Source organism: Streptomyces sp. B1I3 (genome assembly GCF_030816615.1).
GTDB lineage: Bacteria > Actinomycetota > Actinomycetes > Streptomycetales > Streptomycetaceae > Streptomyces.
In genome coordinates this window covers 4,074,621-4,092,625 of record NZ_JAUSYD010000001.1, presented here as the reverse complement: position 1 = coordinate 4,092,625, position 18,005 = coordinate 4,074,621, and the positions used below count along the sequence as shown (strand labels likewise).

The 18,005-nt window shown below is 71.5% G+C and carries 20 protein-coding genes; 4 read left to right on the top strand and 16 right to left on the bottom strand.

Translation table 11 applies throughout. The features are described from left to right. Positions 1–90 precede the first annotated feature (90 nt). A complete protein-coding gene (gene crgA / locus QFZ58_RS18825) occupies positions 91–345 on the top strand; it encodes a cell division protein CrgA (protein ID WP_307126062.1) in 255 nt (84 codons plus the stop codon). Positions 346–600: 255 nt separating this feature from the next. Here crgA and QFZ58_RS18820 read toward each other — a convergent pair whose 3' ends face one another. Continuing rightward, entirely contained in the window at positions 601–1,506 is a 906-nt protein-coding gene (locus tag QFZ58_RS18820) for a rhomboid family intramembrane serine protease (protein WP_307126061.1), read from the bottom strand. A gap of 197 nt (positions 1,507–1,703) precedes the next feature. Then, complete coding sequence (locus QFZ58_RS18815) at positions 1,704–2,231, bottom strand: peptidylprolyl isomerase (protein WP_307126060.1); 528 nt, start codon at positions 2,229–2,231, stop codon at positions 1,704–1,706. A 339-nt stretch (positions 2,232–2,570) separates the two neighbouring features. On the opposite strand from QFZ58_RS18815, the gene QFZ58_RS18810 reads away from it, so the two are divergent. After that, positions 2,571–3,296, top strand: coding sequence for a DUF5324 family protein (locus QFZ58_RS18810; RefSeq protein WP_307126059.1), 726 nt, complete (start codon positions 2,571–2,573; stop codon positions 3,294–3,296). 145 nt (positions 3,297–3,441) lie between these two features. Here QFZ58_RS18810 and QFZ58_RS18805 read toward each other — a convergent pair whose 3' ends face one another. Beyond that, complete coding sequence (locus QFZ58_RS18805; protein WP_307126058.1) at positions 3,442–3,984, bottom strand: RNA polymerase sigma factor; 543 nt, start codon at positions 3,982–3,984, stop codon at positions 3,442–3,444. A gap of 224 nt (positions 3,985–4,208) precedes the next feature. On the opposite strand from QFZ58_RS18805, the gene QFZ58_RS18800 reads away from it, so the two are divergent. Beyond that, complete coding sequence (locus QFZ58_RS18800) at positions 4,209–5,795, top strand: BTAD domain-containing putative transcriptional regulator (RefSeq protein ID WP_307126057.1); 1,587 nt, start codon at positions 4,209–4,211, stop codon at positions 5,793–5,795. Positions 5,796–5,852: 57 nt separating this feature from the next. On the opposite strand, the gene QFZ58_RS18795 is transcribed toward QFZ58_RS18800, so the two are convergent. The 6 genes from QFZ58_RS18795 to QFZ58_RS18770 form a co-directional block, all read right to left on the bottom strand. Continuing rightward, on the bottom strand, positions 5,853–6,470 hold the full coding sequence (locus QFZ58_RS18795) for a TetR/AcrR family transcriptional regulator (RefSeq protein WP_307126056.1): 618 nt from the start codon (positions 6,468–6,470) through the stop codon (positions 5,853–5,855). A gap of 105 nt (positions 6,471–6,575) precedes the next feature. Next, entirely contained in the window at positions 6,576–7,343 is a 768-nt protein-coding gene (locus QFZ58_RS18790) for a dienelactone hydrolase family protein (protein ID WP_307126055.1), read from the bottom strand. A 66-nt stretch (positions 7,344–7,409) separates the two neighbouring features. After that, positions 7,410–7,739: a DUF4873 domain-containing protein gene (locus QFZ58_RS18785; RefSeq protein WP_307126054.1), complete on the bottom strand. Its 330-nt coding sequence runs from the start codon at positions 7,737–7,739 to the stop codon at positions 7,410–7,412. Between the two features lie 17 nt (positions 7,740–7,756). Continuing rightward, positions 7,757–8,689, bottom strand: a complete 933-nt coding sequence (locus QFZ58_RS18780; RefSeq protein ID WP_307126053.1) for a diiron oxygenase — start codon at positions 8,687–8,689, stop codon at positions 7,757–7,759. Then, positions 8,686–9,588 carry a ThiF family adenylyltransferase gene (locus tag QFZ58_RS18775; RefSeq protein ID WP_307126052.1) on the bottom strand — a complete coding sequence of 301 codons (903 nt, stop codon included), beginning with the start codon at positions 9,586–9,588 and terminating at the stop codon, positions 8,686–8,688. The genes QFZ58_RS18780 and QFZ58_RS18775 overlap by 4 nt, the downstream gene beginning before the upstream one ends. Further along, entirely contained in the window at positions 9,585–10,532 is a 948-nt protein-coding gene (locus QFZ58_RS18770) for a hypothetical protein (protein ID WP_307126051.1), read from the bottom strand. The genes QFZ58_RS18775 and QFZ58_RS18770 overlap by 4 nt, the downstream gene beginning before the upstream one ends. Before the next feature lie 97 nt (positions 10,533–10,629). On the opposite strand from QFZ58_RS18770, the gene QFZ58_RS18765 reads away from it, so the two are divergent. Then, positions 10,630–10,821, top strand: a complete 192-nt coding sequence (locus QFZ58_RS18765) for a hypothetical protein (protein WP_307126050.1) — start codon at positions 10,630–10,632, stop codon at positions 10,819–10,821. On the opposite strand, the gene QFZ58_RS18760 is transcribed toward QFZ58_RS18765, so the two are convergent. From QFZ58_RS18760 to QFZ58_RS18730, 7 genes are all read right to left on the bottom strand, one after another. After that, a complete protein-coding gene (locus QFZ58_RS18760; protein WP_307126049.1) occupies positions 10,790–12,052 on the bottom strand; it encodes an acyl-CoA dehydrogenase family protein in 1,263 nt (420 codons plus the stop codon). The two genes, QFZ58_RS18765 and QFZ58_RS18760, sit on opposite strands and share 32 nt — an antisense overlap. A gap of 137 nt (positions 12,053–12,189) precedes the next feature. Further along, the gene (locus QFZ58_RS18755; RefSeq protein ID WP_307126048.1) at positions 12,190–12,561 is read right to left on the bottom strand and encodes an SCP2 sterol-binding domain-containing protein; all 372 of its coding nucleotides are present in this window, start codon (positions 12,559–12,561) and stop codon (positions 12,190–12,192) included. Between the two features lie 46 nt (positions 12,562–12,607). Beyond that, positions 12,608–14,224 (bottom strand): GMC family oxidoreductase, encoded by a 1,617-nt coding sequence (locus tag QFZ58_RS18750; protein WP_307126047.1) that lies wholly within the window; start codon positions 14,222–14,224, stop codon positions 12,608–12,610. Then, positions 14,224–14,907 (bottom strand): SGNH/GDSL hydrolase family protein, encoded by a 684-nt coding sequence (locus QFZ58_RS18745; RefSeq protein ID WP_307126046.1) that lies wholly within the window; start codon positions 14,905–14,907, stop codon positions 14,224–14,226. Before QFZ58_RS18745 ends, QFZ58_RS18750 begins: the two co-directional genes overlap by 1 nt. Before the next feature lie 34 nt (positions 14,908–14,941). Continuing rightward, entirely contained in the window at positions 14,942–15,205 is a 264-nt protein-coding gene (locus QFZ58_RS18740; RefSeq protein WP_307126045.1) for an acyl carrier protein, read from the bottom strand. Positions 15,206–15,258: 53 nt separating this feature from the next. Beyond that, positions 15,259–16,236, bottom strand: a complete 978-nt coding sequence (locus tag QFZ58_RS18735) for a ribonucleotide-diphosphate reductase subunit beta (RefSeq protein ID WP_307126044.1) — start codon at positions 16,234–16,236, stop codon at positions 15,259–15,261. After that, positions 16,233–17,951 (bottom strand): AMP-binding protein, encoded by a 1,719-nt coding sequence (locus QFZ58_RS18730; protein WP_307126043.1) that lies wholly within the window; start codon positions 17,949–17,951, stop codon positions 16,233–16,235. Before QFZ58_RS18730 ends, QFZ58_RS18735 begins: the two co-directional genes overlap by 4 nt. Positions 17,952–18,005: the final 54 nt, after the last annotated feature.

Sequence of the window (18,005 nt, the reverse complement as noted above, 5' to 3'; positions counted from 1 at the left end):
CGCCCCGGGGAGGCAGCATTCCCCCTTGCGCCCCGGCGCCAGCCACAGATCCCTGCGCGGTCACGCAGCGCATCGACAGGAGAGTCCCTCGTGCCGAAGTCACGTATCCGCAAGAAGGCCGACTTCACGCCTCCGCCGGCGAAGCAGTCCACCAACATCAAGCTCTCGAACCGCAGTTGGGTGGCGCCGGTGATGCTGGCGCTCTTCCTGATCGGTCTGGCATGGATCGTGATCTTCTACGTGACCGAGGGCGACCTGCCGATCGACGCGCTGGGCAACTGGAACATCGTCGTGGGCTTCGGCTTCATCGCCGGTGGCTTCGGCGTCTCCACGCAGTGGAAGTGACCCTGCGGCCAACCCTGCCCTGAAGTTACCCACAGAGTTATCCACAGGCAGGGGAAAAGGTCAGACGATCTGTGGATAACCTCCGTCGAAGTTGACGCCGGTATGACTGGAGCGTCCCGCACCGCGAGATGCCACGCCCCTTGTCCTAGCTGGAAAAACCCAGTTCAGCGACAAGGGGCACACCTGTTCCCCACGTCATGCACAAGATCCGGCACACTCTGTGGACAAGTACGACCGGGGAGCAACGGATTCCGCTCAGGTGAGGACAGCGGTCCTGGCGAGGACGGCCCCCACGACCGCCAGCAGGACCAGCCCGCAGACGCCGTACTGCACGATGCCCCGGCGTTCACGCGGTGCGTGCACCATGGCGACCGCGATCACCGCGCCCGCCACGAGGCCGCCGACGTGCGCCTGCCAGGCGATTGCGCCCCACGGGTTGAAGGTGAAGATCAGGTTGACCACGAGGAGGCCGATCACCGGCCGCATGTCGTAGTTCATGCGCCGCATCAGGACGGCCGTCGCACCCAGCAGCCCGAAGATCGCTCCGGAGGCGCCCAGCGATCCCTGGCCGGGGTCGGCGATCACGTAGGTGAGCGCGCTGCCCGCCAGTCCCGAGACGAGATAGAGCACGAGGTAGCGGACCCGGCCCAGCGCCGCCTCCAGGGGACCCCCCAGCCACCACAGACCCAGCATGTTGAACGCGATGTGCCACACCTCCTGGTGCAGGAACATCGAGGTCACCAGCCGGTACCACTGCCCTTCGGCCACCCCTTCGGGTCCGGCTGACGGGTCACCGGTGTAGGCCCTGCCGAACAGCAGCAGGTCATCGAGCAGCGGGCGCCCGGCGATCGACACGGCGATGAAGACCGCGAGGTTGAGGCCGAGCAGGATCTTGGTGATCAGCCTGGGATCGGCCGTGACGGTACCGCCCGCCACCGTGCGCGGCCGGCTCGTCGCGGGGTGGGGCCCCGAACCGGACCCGTCACGGACGCATTCCGGGCACTGGAAGCCGACCGAGGCGTCGATCATGCAGTCGGGACAGACCGGCCGCTCGCACCGCACGCACCGGACGCCCGTCTCCCTGTCCGGATGCCGGTAGCACGTGAGGGGTCCTGCCCCGGCCGGGGACCCGTCCTGGCCCTGTGGCGGCTGCTGCTCCATCGGTCATGGCCCCTTCGGTCCTCGTCCGTGAAGGCGTGCCGGGGAGCCGACCCGCATGCGACCGCCCCGATCGCCCGTTATGTAGCAGTACGGACGACGAGGCCGGTTGGTTCCCTGACGGCCGGGAACGCCCCTGCCGTGGGGCCGGCTCCGCCCACGCCACCGATCCCGGTCTCGCGGCCGAACGGCCCGGCCGGTCAGCGGGTCTCGATGACGACCGACTCGATGACCACGTCCTGCACCGGGCGGTCGGTCCGCGGGCTGGTGGGAGCCGAGGCGATCGCGTCCACGACCTTCCTGCCCGCCTCGTCCGCGACCTCGCCGAAAATGGTGTGCTTGCCCGTCAGCCACGCGGTGGGCGACACCGTCACGAAGAACTGCGATCCGTTCGTCCCCGGCCCCGCGTTGGCCATCGCCAGCAGGTACGGCCTGGTGAAGGCGAGGTCGGGGTGGAACTCGTCGCCGAACTCGTACCCGGGGCCCCCGGTGCCGTTGCCCAGCGGGTCGCCGCCCTGAATCATGAAGCCGCTGATGACACGGTGGAAGACAGTGCCGTCGTACAGCCTGTCCGTGGACTTCTGCCCGGTGGCCGGGTTGGTCCACTCACGCTCCCCCGTGGCGAGCTCGACGAAGTTCTTGACCGTCCTGGGCGCGTGGTTCGGCAGGAGCCGGAGCTGGATGTCGCCCTGACTGGTCCTCAAGGTGGCGTAAAGCTGCTCTGCCACGGTCCGCCTTCCGTAAGACTTAGCTGACGACCACCGATCCTCGCACGGTGGGCACCCCCGGACCCCTGACCACCCGCCCGGAAACAGATGGCGCTCACCGTGTTGCCCGCTTTCCTGCACGTATTCCACACTTCCTGCGGAAGACATGCGGCCAGGTGCGCGACCTGCGGCGCGCCCCGGCGCGAACCGTGGCAGGGTCGGCGGCAGGCTCCCCTTGCACCGCATCGGCCGTTCGTGACCCGGATGCCCGTCCCGTCTGGCGCTCAGGGCCTCGACAGGCATGATTTCGAAATGGGTGGATAGGCGGAGTACCTACCCGCCACCAAGGAGGAGGATCCCGTGACCCGCATCGACAGCGTGCGCGCCGCAACCTACTCGGCGAAGGACAGCGCGCAGCACGCCGCGGAAGTGGTGGCGCCCTACGCCGACACGGCCAAGGAACAGGCCGCGCACTACGCACAGGAGGCCCGCGCACGGCTTGCGCCGAAGGTGTCGAAGGCAGCCGCGCAAGCCCGTGTCCAGTACGACGCGCTTCTTGCGCCCCGCATCGAACAGGCGCTGACCCATGTGCCTCCCAAGGTCGACGACGCGGCCCGCACCGCGGCCGTCCGGACGCGCAAGGCCGCCCGCAGCGCGGCCGACTACACCGTGCCGCGCGTCGAGTACGCGGTCGCCGCGGCCCAGCCCATGGCCGAGGAGGCCACCGCCCGCAGCGCGGCCGCGCTGGCCGCACTGCGCGGCCAGGTGACGGCCAAGGAGATCCAGAAGCTGGTCCGGAAGCACGAGAGGCGGGCGAAGGCCGGCCGCCGGGCCAAGGGCTTCCTCGTACTGGGTGTTCTGGCGGGCGGCGCCTACGCGGCCTGGAAGTGGTGGGACAAGCAGGCCAACCCCGACTGGCTGGTCGAGCCGCCCGCCCCCACCGAGGTGGCCGACGACCGCGCGCCGCTGACCTCTGTCGACGGAAGCGGAGGGACCGTGCTCGACCCGGAGGTCAGGACCAAGCAGGACGAGACCGAGGCCGGCTCGGGCAGTACGGAGGCGACCGATCGCGAGGACCGCACCTGAGCGGCCCGGCGGAACGGCACAGGGCAGCGCGGCACCCCGCATTGACGAGAGGGGCGCCGGAGACCACGTGGTCTCCGGCGCCCCTCTCGTCGTGCGGGCGGACGTCCTGTGGGCGATTCCCGGCCGGGTGGCGTCAGGCGCCGGGTCAGCGGGCCATCTCCTGGTGGTAGAGCACGCGCAGCCGGCTGCGGGCCCGGGTGAAGGCGCTCTCCGCGGACTTGTAGGTGATCTGCAGCGCGTTGGCCGTCTCGGCGGTGCTCAGACCGCGTGCCCGTGCCAGCAGCACGTCGCGTTCCCGGTTGCCGAGGCCGGTGAGCTGGGTGAGCAGCCACGCGCCCGCCGCCCGGTCGCAGACCCGGTGCTCGACCTCGGAGCCGGGCTCCGGTTCGGGGCGGCGCAGGACCTGGACCCGGACGGCGAGCCTGCGGTCGCGCTGGGTGCCGCGCTGCTGGTCCACACACAGGCGCAGGGTGATGGTGGTGAGCAACGCAGCGACCCGGGACTCGTCGAGCGCGTCGAAAGCCACCGCGCGGATCATGGCTTCCTGGACACAGTCCTCGGCGTCCGAGGTGCGGCCGAGGCGACTTGTGGCCAAGCGCAGCAGGCGCTCGCGCTCGGCGAGTACGAGATTCCAGCGGTGGTGGTGCCGTTCCTTCTCTGTGCAGGGGTGGGACAGGGTGCGCGTCACATCAGCTCCCGCGTGCGAGGTCTTGGTGGCAGGAGCCAGCCTCGACGGGGGCGGTGCGGGAAAACTTGACGAAAGCATTCCCTCAATCGCCGGGCACAACAGGGATCGTTCAGCCAAAATCAAGAATTGCCACATCGTGACGGGCTTCGTTCACCAGAGCGAAGCCGGCCAGTTCTGGTGGCGGAGCGATCCGAGACAGCGCGCACACGGGGGAGTGGGCAAGCGTGGTTCTGGTTCAGTTGTTGGGGCCTGTGGAGTACCGGGCCACCGGGGGAAATGCAGTAGAACTGGGACAGGCCAAGCAGCGTTGCGTTTTCGCGATGCTCGCGGTCAGTGCCAATGAGGTCGTCATGCCCGACGAGTTGATCAACTGGGCCTGGGGGGCGGACCCGCCGAAGTCGGCGCGGAACATGATTCATTCCTACATCTCGCGGCTGCGCGGCGCCCTGGAGGGTGCCGACGACGGAAAGGGGGCCATCCTGCGCCGCCGGCACGGCGGTTACGTGCTGGAGGCCGAGCCCGACGCGATCGACCTGCACCGCTTCCGTCGCACCGTGGCGGCCGCCCGTGCCGCCGGGACGGACACCCGCACGGCCACAGGGCTGCTGCGGGAGGCACTCAACAGCTGGCGCGGACGGCCGCTGGGCGGGGTGCCGGGAGAGTGGGCCACCCGGACGCGGTGGCTGCTCGAACGGGAGCACTTATCCGCCCTCGTGGAGTGCCACGAGGGTGAGCTGCGGCTCGGCGGCGGCACCGGGCTCCTCGACGAGCTGCACTCGCTCGCCGACCAGCATCCGGACAACGAACTGGTCATCCGCAACCTCATGACCGGACTCCACCGCTCCGGCCGCCGTACCGAAGCCGTCGAGGCGTACGAGACCCTGCGCCGAAGACTCGCCGACCAGCTGGGAGTGGATCCGGCCCAGCAGACCAAGGCGCTGCGCGCCACCATCCTGCGCGCCGATCCGGACCTCGCCGCGGCCGGGCCCAGGACCGACGTGGCCCCGTCCGTACCGCGCCAGCTTCCGCGGGGCATCCGCTGCGTGGGCCGGGAGCAGGAACTCGCGATGCTCGACGGGTCGGTCACCGCCGCCGACGGACGCCCCGTCACCCGGGTCATCGAGGGGCCGCCCGGCATCGGCAAGACCGCCCTGGCCGTGCAGTGGGCGCACCGGGTGGCACACCGCTTCCCGGACGGGCAGATCTTCGTGGACCTGCACGGCAGCAGCGTCGGGGCGCGGACCGGCTGCGCGCACGTGGGCGGGCGGGCGCCGGAGCACCACCACGGACCGGCGGAGCCGGCCCGGCGGGGACGGGCGGTCGCGCCCACGCGCGACCGGGCCCCCTCGGGGGACGACGTCCTGCGGTTCGTACTGCGCAGTCTGGGTGTGGTCGTGCCGCCGGGAGAGACCGATCCGGTCGCGTTCGGCCGGAGCGCCCTCGAGAACCTCCGGGTGCTCGTCGTCCTCGACGACCTGGCCTCGCCCGAGCAGCTGGAGGTGCTGCAGCACGGCCCGCCCGCGGGAGCGCTCCTGGTGACCACGCGGGACGCCGGCCGCCTTTCCGGAATCGGTGCGCTGCGCACGGTGGGACTGCGGGAGCTCAGTGTCCAGCAGGCGCAACGCATGCTCGCGGGGATCCTCGGCGAGCGCCGGGTCGAGGCGGAGCCTTGGGCGGTGACCCGGATCATCGACCTGTGCGGGCGCTCTCCGCGGGCGCTGAGCGCGGCTGCGGAACAGGCGCTCGTGCGGCCCTGGCTGCCACTGGAAGATCTGGCGGCGGCGATGGCGGGCCGGTCGGGGGTGATCTGACGCGCCCACGCCGTGGCCGTGTGCCCGTGCCCGTGGCGACGGCCACGGGCGCACGGCTCAGCGCGGCGTCGTCGCCAGGGCGTCGAAGAGGGTGCGCAGTTCGGTGATGCCTGCGTCGAGGGCCTGCTGCTGGTCCTCGGCGCGGGCCACCGCCATCGCCGTCTCGCACAGACCGCCGTACAGGAGGTGGGTCAGGGCGGTCACGGAGTGCGGCGCGATGTCGCCGGTCGCGGCGGCACGCCGCACGCCCTCCTCCATCATCTTCATGCAGCCGGAGTTGATCTCGCGCATCTCCTCCGTGCCGAGCGCCCCGGGGGCGTCGAGGAGGTTGATGCGCTGGACGTCGGGCGCGAGGACCTCCACGAGGAAGGCCCTCGCGCCGACGAACACCGCTTCCCAGGAGTCCGGCTTCGCGTCCATGTAGGCCCGGGCCACGATGTGGGTGAGCCGGGCCTGTTCGCGCTCGTACACCGCCCGGAAGAGGTGTTGCTTTCCGGAGAAGTGGTGGTAGAGGGCGCCTTTGGTCAGGTGGGCGGCCTCCACGACGGCATCCAGCGACGTCGCGTTGTAGCCGCGTTCGGCGAACAGCGTGCGGGCGGCGCGCAACAGTTCCTCGATGGTGCTGTCGGACCGTTCGCGCTGCGTCGGACGCGTTCTCGTACGAGTGGTGGGCATGTTCACACTCCCCGAGGGTCGACCGCCTTCAGCTGGCCTTCCAGGCTACACGCACTTTCATTCCATCCATACGTATGTGTTCCGGCCTGTCCTGTTGCCGTCGTCTCAGTTGGCTCCGACGCGTTCCACGAACCGCAGGACCCGGTTCCAGGCGTCCGCCGAGGCGTCGGCGTAAGCGTCGCGCTTGGCGTCGAAGAAGCTGTGCGGGGTGCCGGGGTAGGTGACGACCTCGTGGTCGACGCCCGCCTCGGTCAGGGCCTCGTCGAAGGCCGTGACGTGGGCCGGCGGGATGCCCGGGTCCTCCCCTGCCATGAGGGCCAGCACCGGCGCCGCCAGATCGGCCGCCCGGCTGGTCGGACCGGCGGAACCGTCCGGTCCGTCCGCCGGCCAGCAGTAGAAGCCGATCACGCCGGCCAGGTCGAAGCGCCCGGCCGCCGCCATCACCGCGAGCCGGCCGCCGATGCAGAAGCCGACCGTGAGGACGGCGCTCGCGGCGCCGCCCTCCTCCGAGCGCAGGTGGGCGACGGCCGCGCTCAGGTCGGCGTAGAGCTCACGGGGGCTGAGCTTGGCCATGTGCTCGGCGTAGGGGAAATCCTTTTCCCGCTTTCCGACACCTGCCGTACGTCCGTAGTAGTCGACGACGAGCGCCCGTACGCCGTTCTCCGCGAAGCGTTTGGCCAGCTCCGTGTAGAACCCGTACAGCCCGCGGACATCCGGAAGGATCACGATCGCCGTACGCGTGCCGCCGGCCGGCGCGGCGGTGAAAGCGGCGAATGTGTTGCCGTCGTTCGCGGTCAATTCCAGATACCGGCTGTCGATCGCGGAATCCGGAATAGGCGGTACCGGTGGAATGGCGTCCTCGTCGAAGCACATGGGCGGGGGGCCTCCGTTGTTCTGAGTAGTTCTGTGTTTCTTGGCGCTCGGTCCACTACGGGTTTCTCAAGCCTCGGAGGAGTCCTCCTCCCCCACTTCTTCCAGGCTGAACGGGACGCGGAACGGGGGCACGCTCGTGCCCTCGATCCGGTACCGGTTCCACAGGTCGGGCTCGGTGATGCGGCCCACCGCGTCTCCCTCGGCCGTGCGCAGCACCACGCCGGCGCTGCGGTCGCCGACCAGCCGGGTCAGCTCCTCGTGCGCCTCCAGCCGTCCGTACCAGCGGTAGCGGCCGTCCAGTGGCTGGAAGCGGCCGGTGAGCCGGGCCCGGAGCGTGAACTCGGCCCGGTCTTCCACGACCAGTACCGCCGGACCCTCGTATCCGTCATCTTCCATGGTCGACTTCCTTTTCTCTAGGCGTCCTTCAGCCAACCGGCCTCGCGCCACACCTTCTCCGAGCGACCGCCGATCAGGCCGATCGACTTGTAGTAGGGGGCGATCCGCTCGGCGCCGTACGCGCCGTTGACCAGACCGATGGGGTTGTTGCGGCCCGCCTCGACGCAGACCTTCGGGTCGAGACCGGCCCGCTCGTACATCAGCGGGTTGTAGCGGTCACGCCGGACGGACTTCACCACGGAGGCGAGGAAGTCGCGGAGCAGCTGCAGGCGGCGCTTGGAGAGCGTCGGCACGAACCGCTCCAGCTCGGTGCGGGCGAAGCTGATGTGGCGGGCCTCCTCCACGACGTGGATGCGGGCCACCGTGCGCACCAGCGGCTGCACCGTCTCGTCGTTCGCCTGCTCGCGCTGGAAGCGGTCGAAGAACTCCTCGGTGAGCAGGAGCATCGCCCACAGCGCGGGCACCGGCGCGAAGGTCTTCAGCAACAGTCCGGCCCGCTGCGTCTTCGGGTGCACGGGGTAGAACTCCGAGCCCGTCTTCTCCACCAGCTGCGCGAACATGATCATGTGGCGGACCTCGTCCGCCACCTCGGTCAGCGCGAACTGGACCTGCGGACTGGTGATGTCCCGCTTGTAGGCGTACCGCGACACCAGGTGCAGCAGGATGTGCTCGGTCCACACGCCCGCGGCCAGCGACGACGCCAGCTCCTCACGGCTGAGCAGCAGTTTCTGCTCCAGGGGCAGGGAGTCGTACAGCTCCGTGCCGAACAGGGAGATCCGCTTCTCGGGCAGGAACCACTTGCCCTCCTCCAGCGGTTCGTCCCAGTTGACGTCGACGCGCGGGTCGTAGGAGTGCCGGGCCGACGCGACGAGCAGTTGCGCGGCCTTCTTGGTCTGACGGACGAGTGGATCGCCCGAGCGGCGACCCGGGCGGTCGGTGGCGGTGGTCATCGCGACTCCTTGTCCTGTGCTCGCTGAGTTGTTTCCGAAGGGATGTCCGGCAGCTCGGCGTCAGCCGAGACCAGCCGGTGCACATCGACCGTGAGCTGCTCGCGGACCGGCCGGCCGGCCAGGATCTCCACCACGTAGCGGGCGGCGAGTACGCCGAACTGGTGCGACGCGTAGACGAGCTGGGGAACGCTGTAGTCCGGGTCCGCGCGGTGGGCGGTGACGTCCGCGATCAGGTCGGCCGGGACTATCTCCCGGGGGATCACCTTCAGCAGCATCGTCCACAGCGCGCCCTCGGCGATGTCCTGGGCGGTGATCGCGCCCGCCAGCGGGGCCGGGTCGGTTCGGTAGTCGTAGAAGCGCACGTGCTGGGTGCCCGACAGGTCGTAGCCGGAGACCACGGGCAGGCGGCGGCGGGCCGCCGCCACGTGCAGGGCGTACTTGGCCTGCCAGCCACCGAGTGTCGTCACGTCCACGCCGTCGACGACCACGTCCACGCCGTCCAGGAGCAGCTCGGGGGCGTCCGGGCGGATGCCCGCCGTGTCGACCCGGACCTCGGCGAACGGGTTGACCGACCGGATGCGCTCGGCCGCCACCTCCGCCTTGTTGCGGCCGATGTCGGCGTGCGTGGCGCTCTGCCGGTTGAGGTTGTTCAGCTCGTACTCCCCGGGCTCGGCGAGCACGAAGTGCCCCGTGCCCAGGCGGGCCAGCGGCTCGACGGCCGCTCCGCCCGTCGAGCCGCATCCCGCCACCAGCACGGTGGCGGTGCGCAGCCGCTCCTGCACGGCGTCCGGGATCAGGCCACGGTTGCGCTCGGTCAAGGACCGGTAGTACGTCTCCGCATCCACGGGGACGTGGCCGGTGACCGTCCTGGCCGCGGGAACCGCGGCGGTGATGCTCATATCCTTACCCTCCGGATCTCTCCCCCGACCCGGCCGACGAGCTGCTGGAAGCCGGCGAGGGGGTTCGTCGCGTCCAGTGCGCGCTCGAGCCAGTGCACGAGCCCGTCCAGCTCCTCCCCGCGGGGCACGCGGGCCACGAACGGCTTGACCACCGCGCGCTCCACGTACGCCGGGAAGAGCAGGTCGTCCTCTGCCAGCGAGGGACAGGTGCCCTCGATGACGGTGATCTCCTTCAGGCTGCGCGCCAGGCGCCGCACGGCCAGGCCCTCCTCGCCGTCGCCGACCAGGAACTTCGGCCGGGGCGAGAGGCCTGCGAGCACGGTGTAGAAGCCGAGCATCAACTCCAGCGACAGACGCAGCCGCTGGGCCGGAGAGGTGTCGCGCTGGGAGGGGCGCTGCATCAGGCGCTTGATCTCCCACACCTCGTGCCCCGTGACCGGCTCGTCCAGGGGCACGTGGTCGAAGAGGTTGATGCCGTGGGCCACCTCGCAGGGGAACGGAGTGCGGTCCGGGTGGGTCACCGGCATGGCCGCGGAGTCCGTCGTCGCGATGACGGACACGTACCGCAGGATCGCGCCGGTCGACTCCTCCATGCCGATGACGTGGATCTCCTCGCCGTGCCCCACGCCGAGCGGCTCCGCGAACAGGCCGCGGGCGAAGGCGATGCGGTCGCTGGCGAACCGGGACCGCAGGTACTGGGCGAGCCGGAACCCGTAGATCGCCAGCCGGTAGCGCTCGGGCAGCTGGGACTGACGCACCGCGACCACGGTCAGGCCTTCGGGGCGGCGGGCCAGGTACAGCGGATCGGCCTCCTCGGCCAGGTCCGCCAGACTCATCCGGTCGTGCAGGGCCAGCACGTGCTCCACGTAGCGTGCCCGGCGGGCGTCCTCGGCGATCGTCGCCGCGTCCGCCGGCGTGGCGTCGGCGACGGTCTGCGGCGTCACGTCGTCCCCCCTTGCGGGGAGCCGGCGGAGGGCGCCGAGGCCGAGGTCTCCGGCGCCAGGGGTGCGCCCAGCGACAGGGAGGTGCAGCGGGCCAACCGTGGCCTCGACGTACGACGCGGCCGAGAACGCGGCGGCGGCCCGTGCCCGGGGCGCGGTCGCCGGGGCCTGCTTCGGGCGCGGTGCGGTCGCCCCGGGCGCGGTCGTCTGCGGCGCCGACGCCCGGGGGGCGGACGTCCGGCCGGTGCGCGGAGCCGGCGTCACAGCCGCCGCCCGTACAGCGCGCCGGTGATGGCCAGTGCCAGCACCTCCGGCGTCCCCTCGTAGATCCGGGCGCCGAACGACTCGCGGACCAGCTTCTCCACCCCGTGGTCACGGCAGTAACCGCGCGCTCCGACGATGGACATGGCCTCCTCGGCCACCTCGATCGCCGCGCGGTCGGCGAACATCTTCGCGACGGCCGGACCGTAGACGGGGGCGGGCATCATGTTGTCGGCCTGGTAGGCCGCCTGGAGGTACAGCAGCCGCGAGGCCTCGATCTTGGAGGACATCTCGGCCAGCTTGCGGGCCGTGAACTGGTGCTCGTACAGCGGCTTGCCGGCCTGGACCCGCTCGCCCGCCCACTCCTTGGCGATCTCGAACGCGCCCCGGGCGACCCCGGTGGACATGGCGGCGACGATCGAGCGGGCCTGGTTGGACTGCACGGTGAGGTAGTTCCAGCCACCGCCCTCCCCGAAGGCGATGTTCTCCTCCGGCACCCGCACGTCGTCGAAGTGGAGCGTGGTGCCGAGGCAGGCGCGGTAGCCCATCTTGTCGGCCACCTCGCCGCGGGTCACGCCCTCGCTGTCCAGCGGCACGATGAAGACGGTCAGACCGGTGGCACCGGGGTTGCCCTCGATGTTGGCGAACACGGCGGCCCACTCGGCCACCTTGCCGTTGGTGATGAAGCGCTTGATGCCGTTGAGGACGAAGTGGTCACCGTCCCGGCGGGCCGTCATCACGTCCTCGGCCAGTTCGGCGTGCTCCGGTATCAGCAGGTCGCAGCCGGCGGTCTCCTCGGTGATGGCGTTGCAGGCGAGCACCGGCTTGTCCCCGAGGAACGAGGGCAGGAAGCGGGCCTGGAGCTGCTGGTCGCCCGAGAAGAGCACGGAGGTCTGGCCGAGCAGCGAGGCGCCGAAGATCAGCGCCGTGCTGGGGCAGACCGAGGCCAGCTCCTCCATGGCGACGGACACGCCGAGCACGCCCATGCCCCGGCCGCCGAGCTCCTTGGGGATGGTCAGACGCAGCAGCCCCAGCCGGTGGCCGGCTTCCACCATCTCCCAGTCGAAGTCGTCGGCCGGGGCGAGGTCGTTGGCGAGGGTCCGCGGCTTCACCACGGTCTGCGCGAACTCACGGACCTCCTCGCGCAGTTCCTCGACCTCGGGCGGAAGCTGGAACAGCGACGGCATGGCCGCGGCGTTGAGGGCGCGCAGGTCGGAGAGGGTCGGTGCGTTCGGGACGGCGGTGGTGGTGGTCGCGATCACAACATCGGCTTTCTGTGGTGGCGGACGGTGTGGGTTGCGGGCGGCGCCGGGGGCGACCCCGTCGTGGTGTGCCGGGCGAGTTCCCGCCGGCTGCGGGGCGGTGGGCAGGGCCCGTGGCCGGGCCGCCCCCGCGTGGCTCAGGCGGAGGCCGGCGCCAGGGCGAGCTGGGCGTACGCGCGCCCCATCGCCGGCAGGTAGTCCGCCAGCTGGCGCACCCGGCTGATCGGGCCCTTCACGACGAGGCCGCGGGCGACGATCGCCTGGGTCACACCGAGCTGCCCCAGGAGGATCAGGTGCAGCGTGTCCGGCTTCACCTCGAGCCGCAGGGCCGCCGGGTGGGGGGCGCCGTCGTGCACGCCGTCGGAGTCCAGCAGGAAGGCGGTGTGGGCGTCCCCGGTCACCACGAACTGGATGGAGAAGTCGCGCTCCTTGAGCAGGGCCGCGAAATCCGCGTCGGTGAAGGCCGCTCGGAAGGCCTCGATGAACAGCTGCGGGTCCTGAACGGTCACAGTCGTACTGCCTTTCGTCTGATGAGGCTGGTCGTGGGGCGGCGGGTCAGCGGTGCGCCAGGGCACCGGTACGGCGGTTCGCGGCGTCGGCGAGGATCAGCTCGGCCGCGCGCTCCGCGAGCATCACGGTGGGGGCGTGGGTGTGGCCGCGCGGCAGGGACGGCAGCGCGGAGGCGTCGACGACGCGCAGCCCCGCCACTCCCCGCACCCTCAGCTGGGGATCGAGTACGGCCTCCGGGTCCGCCCCCATGCCGCAGGTGCCGACCGGGTGGTACAGGGTTTCCGCGTGGGTCCGGGCCAGGGCGTGCACCGTCTCCGGGTCCGGGTCCAGGGCGCCGGGCGTCAGTGCCTCCCCGAGCCGTCCGGCCAGCGCGGGCCGGGTGAGGACCTCGCGGGCCCGGCGCACCCCTTCGGTCAGCACCCGCAGGTCGTCGCCGTCCGGGTCGGACAGGTAACGGGGGTCGATCACCGGGTGCGCCGCCGGGTCGGCCGAGGCCAGCCGTACGGTGCCGTGGCTGCTCGGGCGCAGCAGCACGACGCCCAGGGTGACGCCGTGGGTCTGCGGCGCCCGCCCCTGGTCGAGGAAGGGCACCAGCATCCACACGAATTCCAGGTCGGGTGCCGTGAGCGCGGGGTCGCTGCGCAGGAACGCGACGGCCTCCGCGAGGTTGGACGTCAGCCGCCCGCGCCGGCCCCGCAAGAACTCGGCGATCTCGCCCTGCTGGTCGGTGACCCCCGGGGTCACCCGGCCGTGCGCCTCGAAGGCCAGCGGCACGTAGAGGTGGTCGGCGAGGCCCCGCCCGACCCGGGGGGAGTGCGCCCGCACGGTGATGCCGTGCCGCCGCAGCTCGTCCGCGTCGCCGACGCCGGACAGCATCAGCAACTGCGGGGAGCCGATCGCGCCCGCCGCCAGGATGACCTCGCCGTCGGCGCGCACCTCGGCCGGCCCGTCGGCCGTCGTGTAGGCGACGCCGACCGCACGGCCGTCCTCGATCAGGACACGTTCGACATGGGCGTCCGTGACGACGGTGAGGTTCTCGCGCCGCAGCGCCGGCCTCAGGTAGCCGTCGGCCGCGCTCCACCGCCGTCCCCCGCGCTGGGTGGCCCGCACCGGGCCGGCGCCCTCCGGCTCCAGCGGGTTCCCGTCGTCCAGGACAGGCAGCCCCGCCTCGGCGCAGGCATCCAGGAACTCGGTGGTGGCCGGGCTGGGATCACGCAGGTTCTCGATACGGATCGGCCCGCCGGAGCCGTAGGCGCCCGTGCCGGAGCGGTCCTCGGCCCGCCTGAAGTACGGCAGCACCTCGTCGGCCGACCAGCCCGTGCACCCGTCGTCCTCGGCCCAGCCGTCGAAGTCCGCACGGTGCCCACGGGTCCAGATCTGGGCGTTGAGCGAGGACGACCCGCCCAGCGTGCGCCCGCGCGGCCAGTTCAGGCTGCGTCCGCCGAGGCCCGGCTGCGGGGTCGTGCGGTAACCCCAGTCGGCCGACGTGCCGAACAGGGCGGGGAACGCGGCCGGGATGCTGATCTCGGCGCGCCGGTCCGGGCCGCCCGCCTCGATGAGCACGACCTGCCCGTCGCCGTCGGCGCTGAGCCGCTCGGCCAGGACGCAGCCGGCCGAGCCCGCGCCGATCACGATGTGAGTGACGGTTCTGCCGGTTGCCATCACGTCTCCGCGCGTTGCGCGATCCGTGCCCCGAGGGCCTTGACGATCTCGGCGGCGAGGGCGGCGTGCCCCTCCATCGCGAAGTGGATGCCGTCGGCGCTCATCAGGTTCGGGCGCAGCCGTACGGGGTGGCTCCACATCTCGATCAGCACGGCGTCGTGGCGCTCGGCAACCGCGCGGATGCGGTCGTTGAGGGCCGCCGTGCGGTCGCTGAAGACCGCCAGTTCCGGCACCGACTCGAAGACGTTGGTGACGGTGAACGTGAAGATGTCCGCACCCTGTGCCCGCAGCGCCGTGTACATGGCGTCCAGGTCGGCCTCGACGCCGTCCAGATCCGGCTCCGCGTCGAACAGGTCGTTGCCGCCGGCCGCCACGTTGACCAGGTCCGGCTTGAACGCGAGGACCTGCTCCAGCTGTTCGGCCCGGACGGCGCCGGTCCGCTTGCCCATGACGCCGGTGTTCAGATATCCGAAGTCGGGCTTCCCGGAGCCGAGGGCGGCCGAGATCCGCTGAGGCCACGGCACATGGGCGTACCCCTCGCTGGGGTCGCCGAGGCCGGCGGCGAAACTGTCGCCCATCACGGCGAGCCGCTGCCACGGAGCTCCCCGCAGCAGCTGTACGGACTCGTCGTGGGAGAGCGCCAGCGGGTCGTCCGCCTCACTGCGCAGATCGTGTGTCGTCATCTTCTCGTGGTCCTTCTCTGGGCGGGCGGGTGGATCAGGCGGCGTCGCTGGGCGCCACCTGCTGCTGGTCGACGAAGTCCTCGATGTCCTTCACCGTGGTGATGTCGGGCGTGGTGTTCGTGCCGAGGTCGGCGAGCGGAAACTCCTGCTCTATGCGCAGGGAGAGCTCGATGACGGCGAGCGAGTCGTAGCCGAGCTCCTCGACGAGGCGGTCCTCGGACCGCACCTCGCGCGCCCCGAGCGGGCTCATCTCCCCGACGATCTGTCGGACCTGCGCGCGCAGTGTGCTGTTCTCCATGTCTTTCGCGTCCCTTTCGCTGTCTTCTCGGTGGTCTGGGGGTCCGGCGCCGCTCAGGCCGCGGCCGCGCGGATCGGGTGCGGTGCGTCCCAGCGCTCCGCGTAGGCGTCGAGGGCGGTCTCCACCGCGAGGTCCCAGGAGGCGGCGGCCTTCTCGGACAGGTCCGGCAGGCCCACCAGCCGCAGTTGCTTCACCAGGCGCTCCCGGGCGATGTCGACGCTGCCCTGCAACTGGGCGGCACGGCTGAGCAGGGCCGCGCGGAGCGCGGGCACCGGGTTGTGCCGGGAGGGGCCGATGAGGACCCAGGCGGCCACGCCGAGCGACTCGAAGTGCGCGTCGCCGACCACCTGGGCGAATCCGCCGGCGACCCCGTCCTGCGCGGCCCGCAGGCCGAAGGACACGTGCCGCGACTCGTCGCGGGTGACGTTGGTGAGGCCCTCCTCCAGCGCCTCCAGCTTCAGCCGGCGGGCGAGGAAGCGGGTGGTGCGCAGGGCCGTCGCGGCGAGCACGCCCTCGGTGATCAGGTGGTAGTAGACGAGCGCCCGGTACCAGGACTCGCGGTCCGCGTGGTCGGCCCGCACCGCGTCGGTCGCCCGGGTGAGCTCGGGGGTGAACACCTCCGCGTAGTCGGCGCCCTCCTCGACCGCGTCGAGGCTCGTCCGGCAGCCCTCCTCCAGATAGGTCTGGAAGAAGCGCACGTGCCGCGCCTCGTCGGCCAGCTGGGTGCAGAGGAAGATCCGGTCGTCCTCGGTGGGCGGCGCGTCGATCAGCGCTCCCAGCGTGTGCGTCACCGTGACCTCGCCGACCTCCAGCTCGCCGAGCGAGCCGAGCATCTGGGCCCGTGAGAAGGGGGTGAGGGCCTGCCAGGTCTCCGCGTCACGCGCGGGGTCGACCTGGGCGACGGCCCACTGCTGGCGTTCCCACCGGCGGTAGAGGTCGGCTGAGTTGGCGAGCCGGCCGCGCTGTTCGGCGTTGGTCTCGGGGGCCGTCTCGGTGACATCGAGTACGAGCCCGGTGGTCGTGACGCTCATGTGGCTGCCCCATCCAGTCCCGGTGCGGTCTGTTCCGTCGGTCGGTCGATGCTGTGTGTGCTGTGCAGTACGTCGCCGGCGAGTGCGTTCTCGCCCGCCTGGCGCCAGAGCAGCCGGCGGCGCGGTTTGCCGCTGGAGGTCCGAGGGATGGTGCCGCGCCTGGCCCGCACGACGGTCACGGAGACCGAGGCGTCCAGGGCGGAGCGCAGTACGCCGGTCGCGGCGTCCAGCCAGCCGTCGCCCGGCGCCTCCACGACGATCACCGCTCCCGCGCGCCCGTCACGGTTGCCGAGCGCCACGGCGCAGCGCCCCGGCGGAACCCCGGGGACGGAGGTGAGCGCCGCCTCCAGGTCCTCGGCGTGCACCTTGCGGCCGCGGACCTTGATGCTGTCGCCGATCCGCCCGACCACGTACAGCTCGCCGTCGAGCAGGAACCCGGCGTCTCCTGTGCGCAGTCCGTCGTCACCGAAGGGCGCGCTGGCGGCGGGGTCCGGCGACTCGTAGCCGTCGGCCACGGACGTGCCCCTGACCCGGATCTCCCCGAACGTCCCGTCGGGCAACGGGGCCCCTTCGTCGTCGACGACCTCGACGGCGGTCTCGGGGACCGGCGTGCCGCAGGAGGCGATCCAGCCTGCGGGGTCCTCGGGCCGGTCGACGCCGAGGGTGCCCGAGCCGGCGACGGTCACCGGTGCTCCGGTGTCCAGCGGGCCGGACGGCCGCACGATGCGCGCCCCGCTACCGGGACGGACGCCTGTGACGGCGAGCGTCGTCTCCGCCATGCCGTAACACGGCGTGAGCGCACGGGAGTCGAAGCCGTGCGGGGCGAGCTTCGAGGTGAAGTCGGCCACCACCCGGGCGTCCACGCGTTCGGCGCCGCTCATCGCCACCCGCCAGGTGGAGAAGTCGGTGCCCGCCAGCTCCTCCTCGCGCACCCGGGACGTCGCGTACCCGTAGCCGAAGTTGGGCGCGGTGGTGATGGTCACCCCGTGCCGGCCGTGGCAGTCGAGCCAGCGGGCCGGGGAGCGGATGAAGTCGACCGGGCTCATCAGCCACAGGTCGATCTGGGCCACGACGGACCCCAGGAACGTCCCGATGAGGCCCATGTCGTGGTAGAGCGGAAGCCAGGACGAGCACGAGTCCTCAGGCGTCACGCCGAGCCATCCGTGGATGGCCCGGACGTTGGCGGTGAGGTTGTCCCCCGTGACCCGGACGCCCTTCGGGGTACCGCTGGATCCGGAGGTGAACTGCAGCAGGGCGAGTTCCGCATGGCGGGGTGCCAGGTCGTCCGCGCCGGGCAGCCCGGCCGGATCGGGCAGCACGAGAGGTGTGCCCGTCCCCGCCTTCGCGCACGCCGCGGCGGCGAGCGGGGCGAGGTGGGCGTCGGTCAGCACGGCGGCCGGGGTGGCGGCGCCGAGGACGGCGGCCGCGTGCTCGGTGAAGGCCTCGTGCCCGCCGAAGGTGACGGGCGAGGCGATCGGGGACGGGGTGGCCCCCGCGTACATGGTGCCGAGGAAGGCCGGGACGAAGGTCTCGGGGTCCTCGATCAGCAGGGACACGACGCCCTTGGTGACGCCGTTGGCATGCAGGAAGGCGGCTGTCCGGCGGGCCGCCGAGGCGATGTCCGCGTAGTCACGCAGGTGCCAGTCGCCGTTTCGGTAGTAGTGGATTCCACGCTCCGGCGCGGGGGAGTCCAGCCAGTCGAGGACTGTGTTCATCAATTCCCCTCATCGAACCGATGGGCTCTCGTCCTGTATTACGGACTGGAGGGG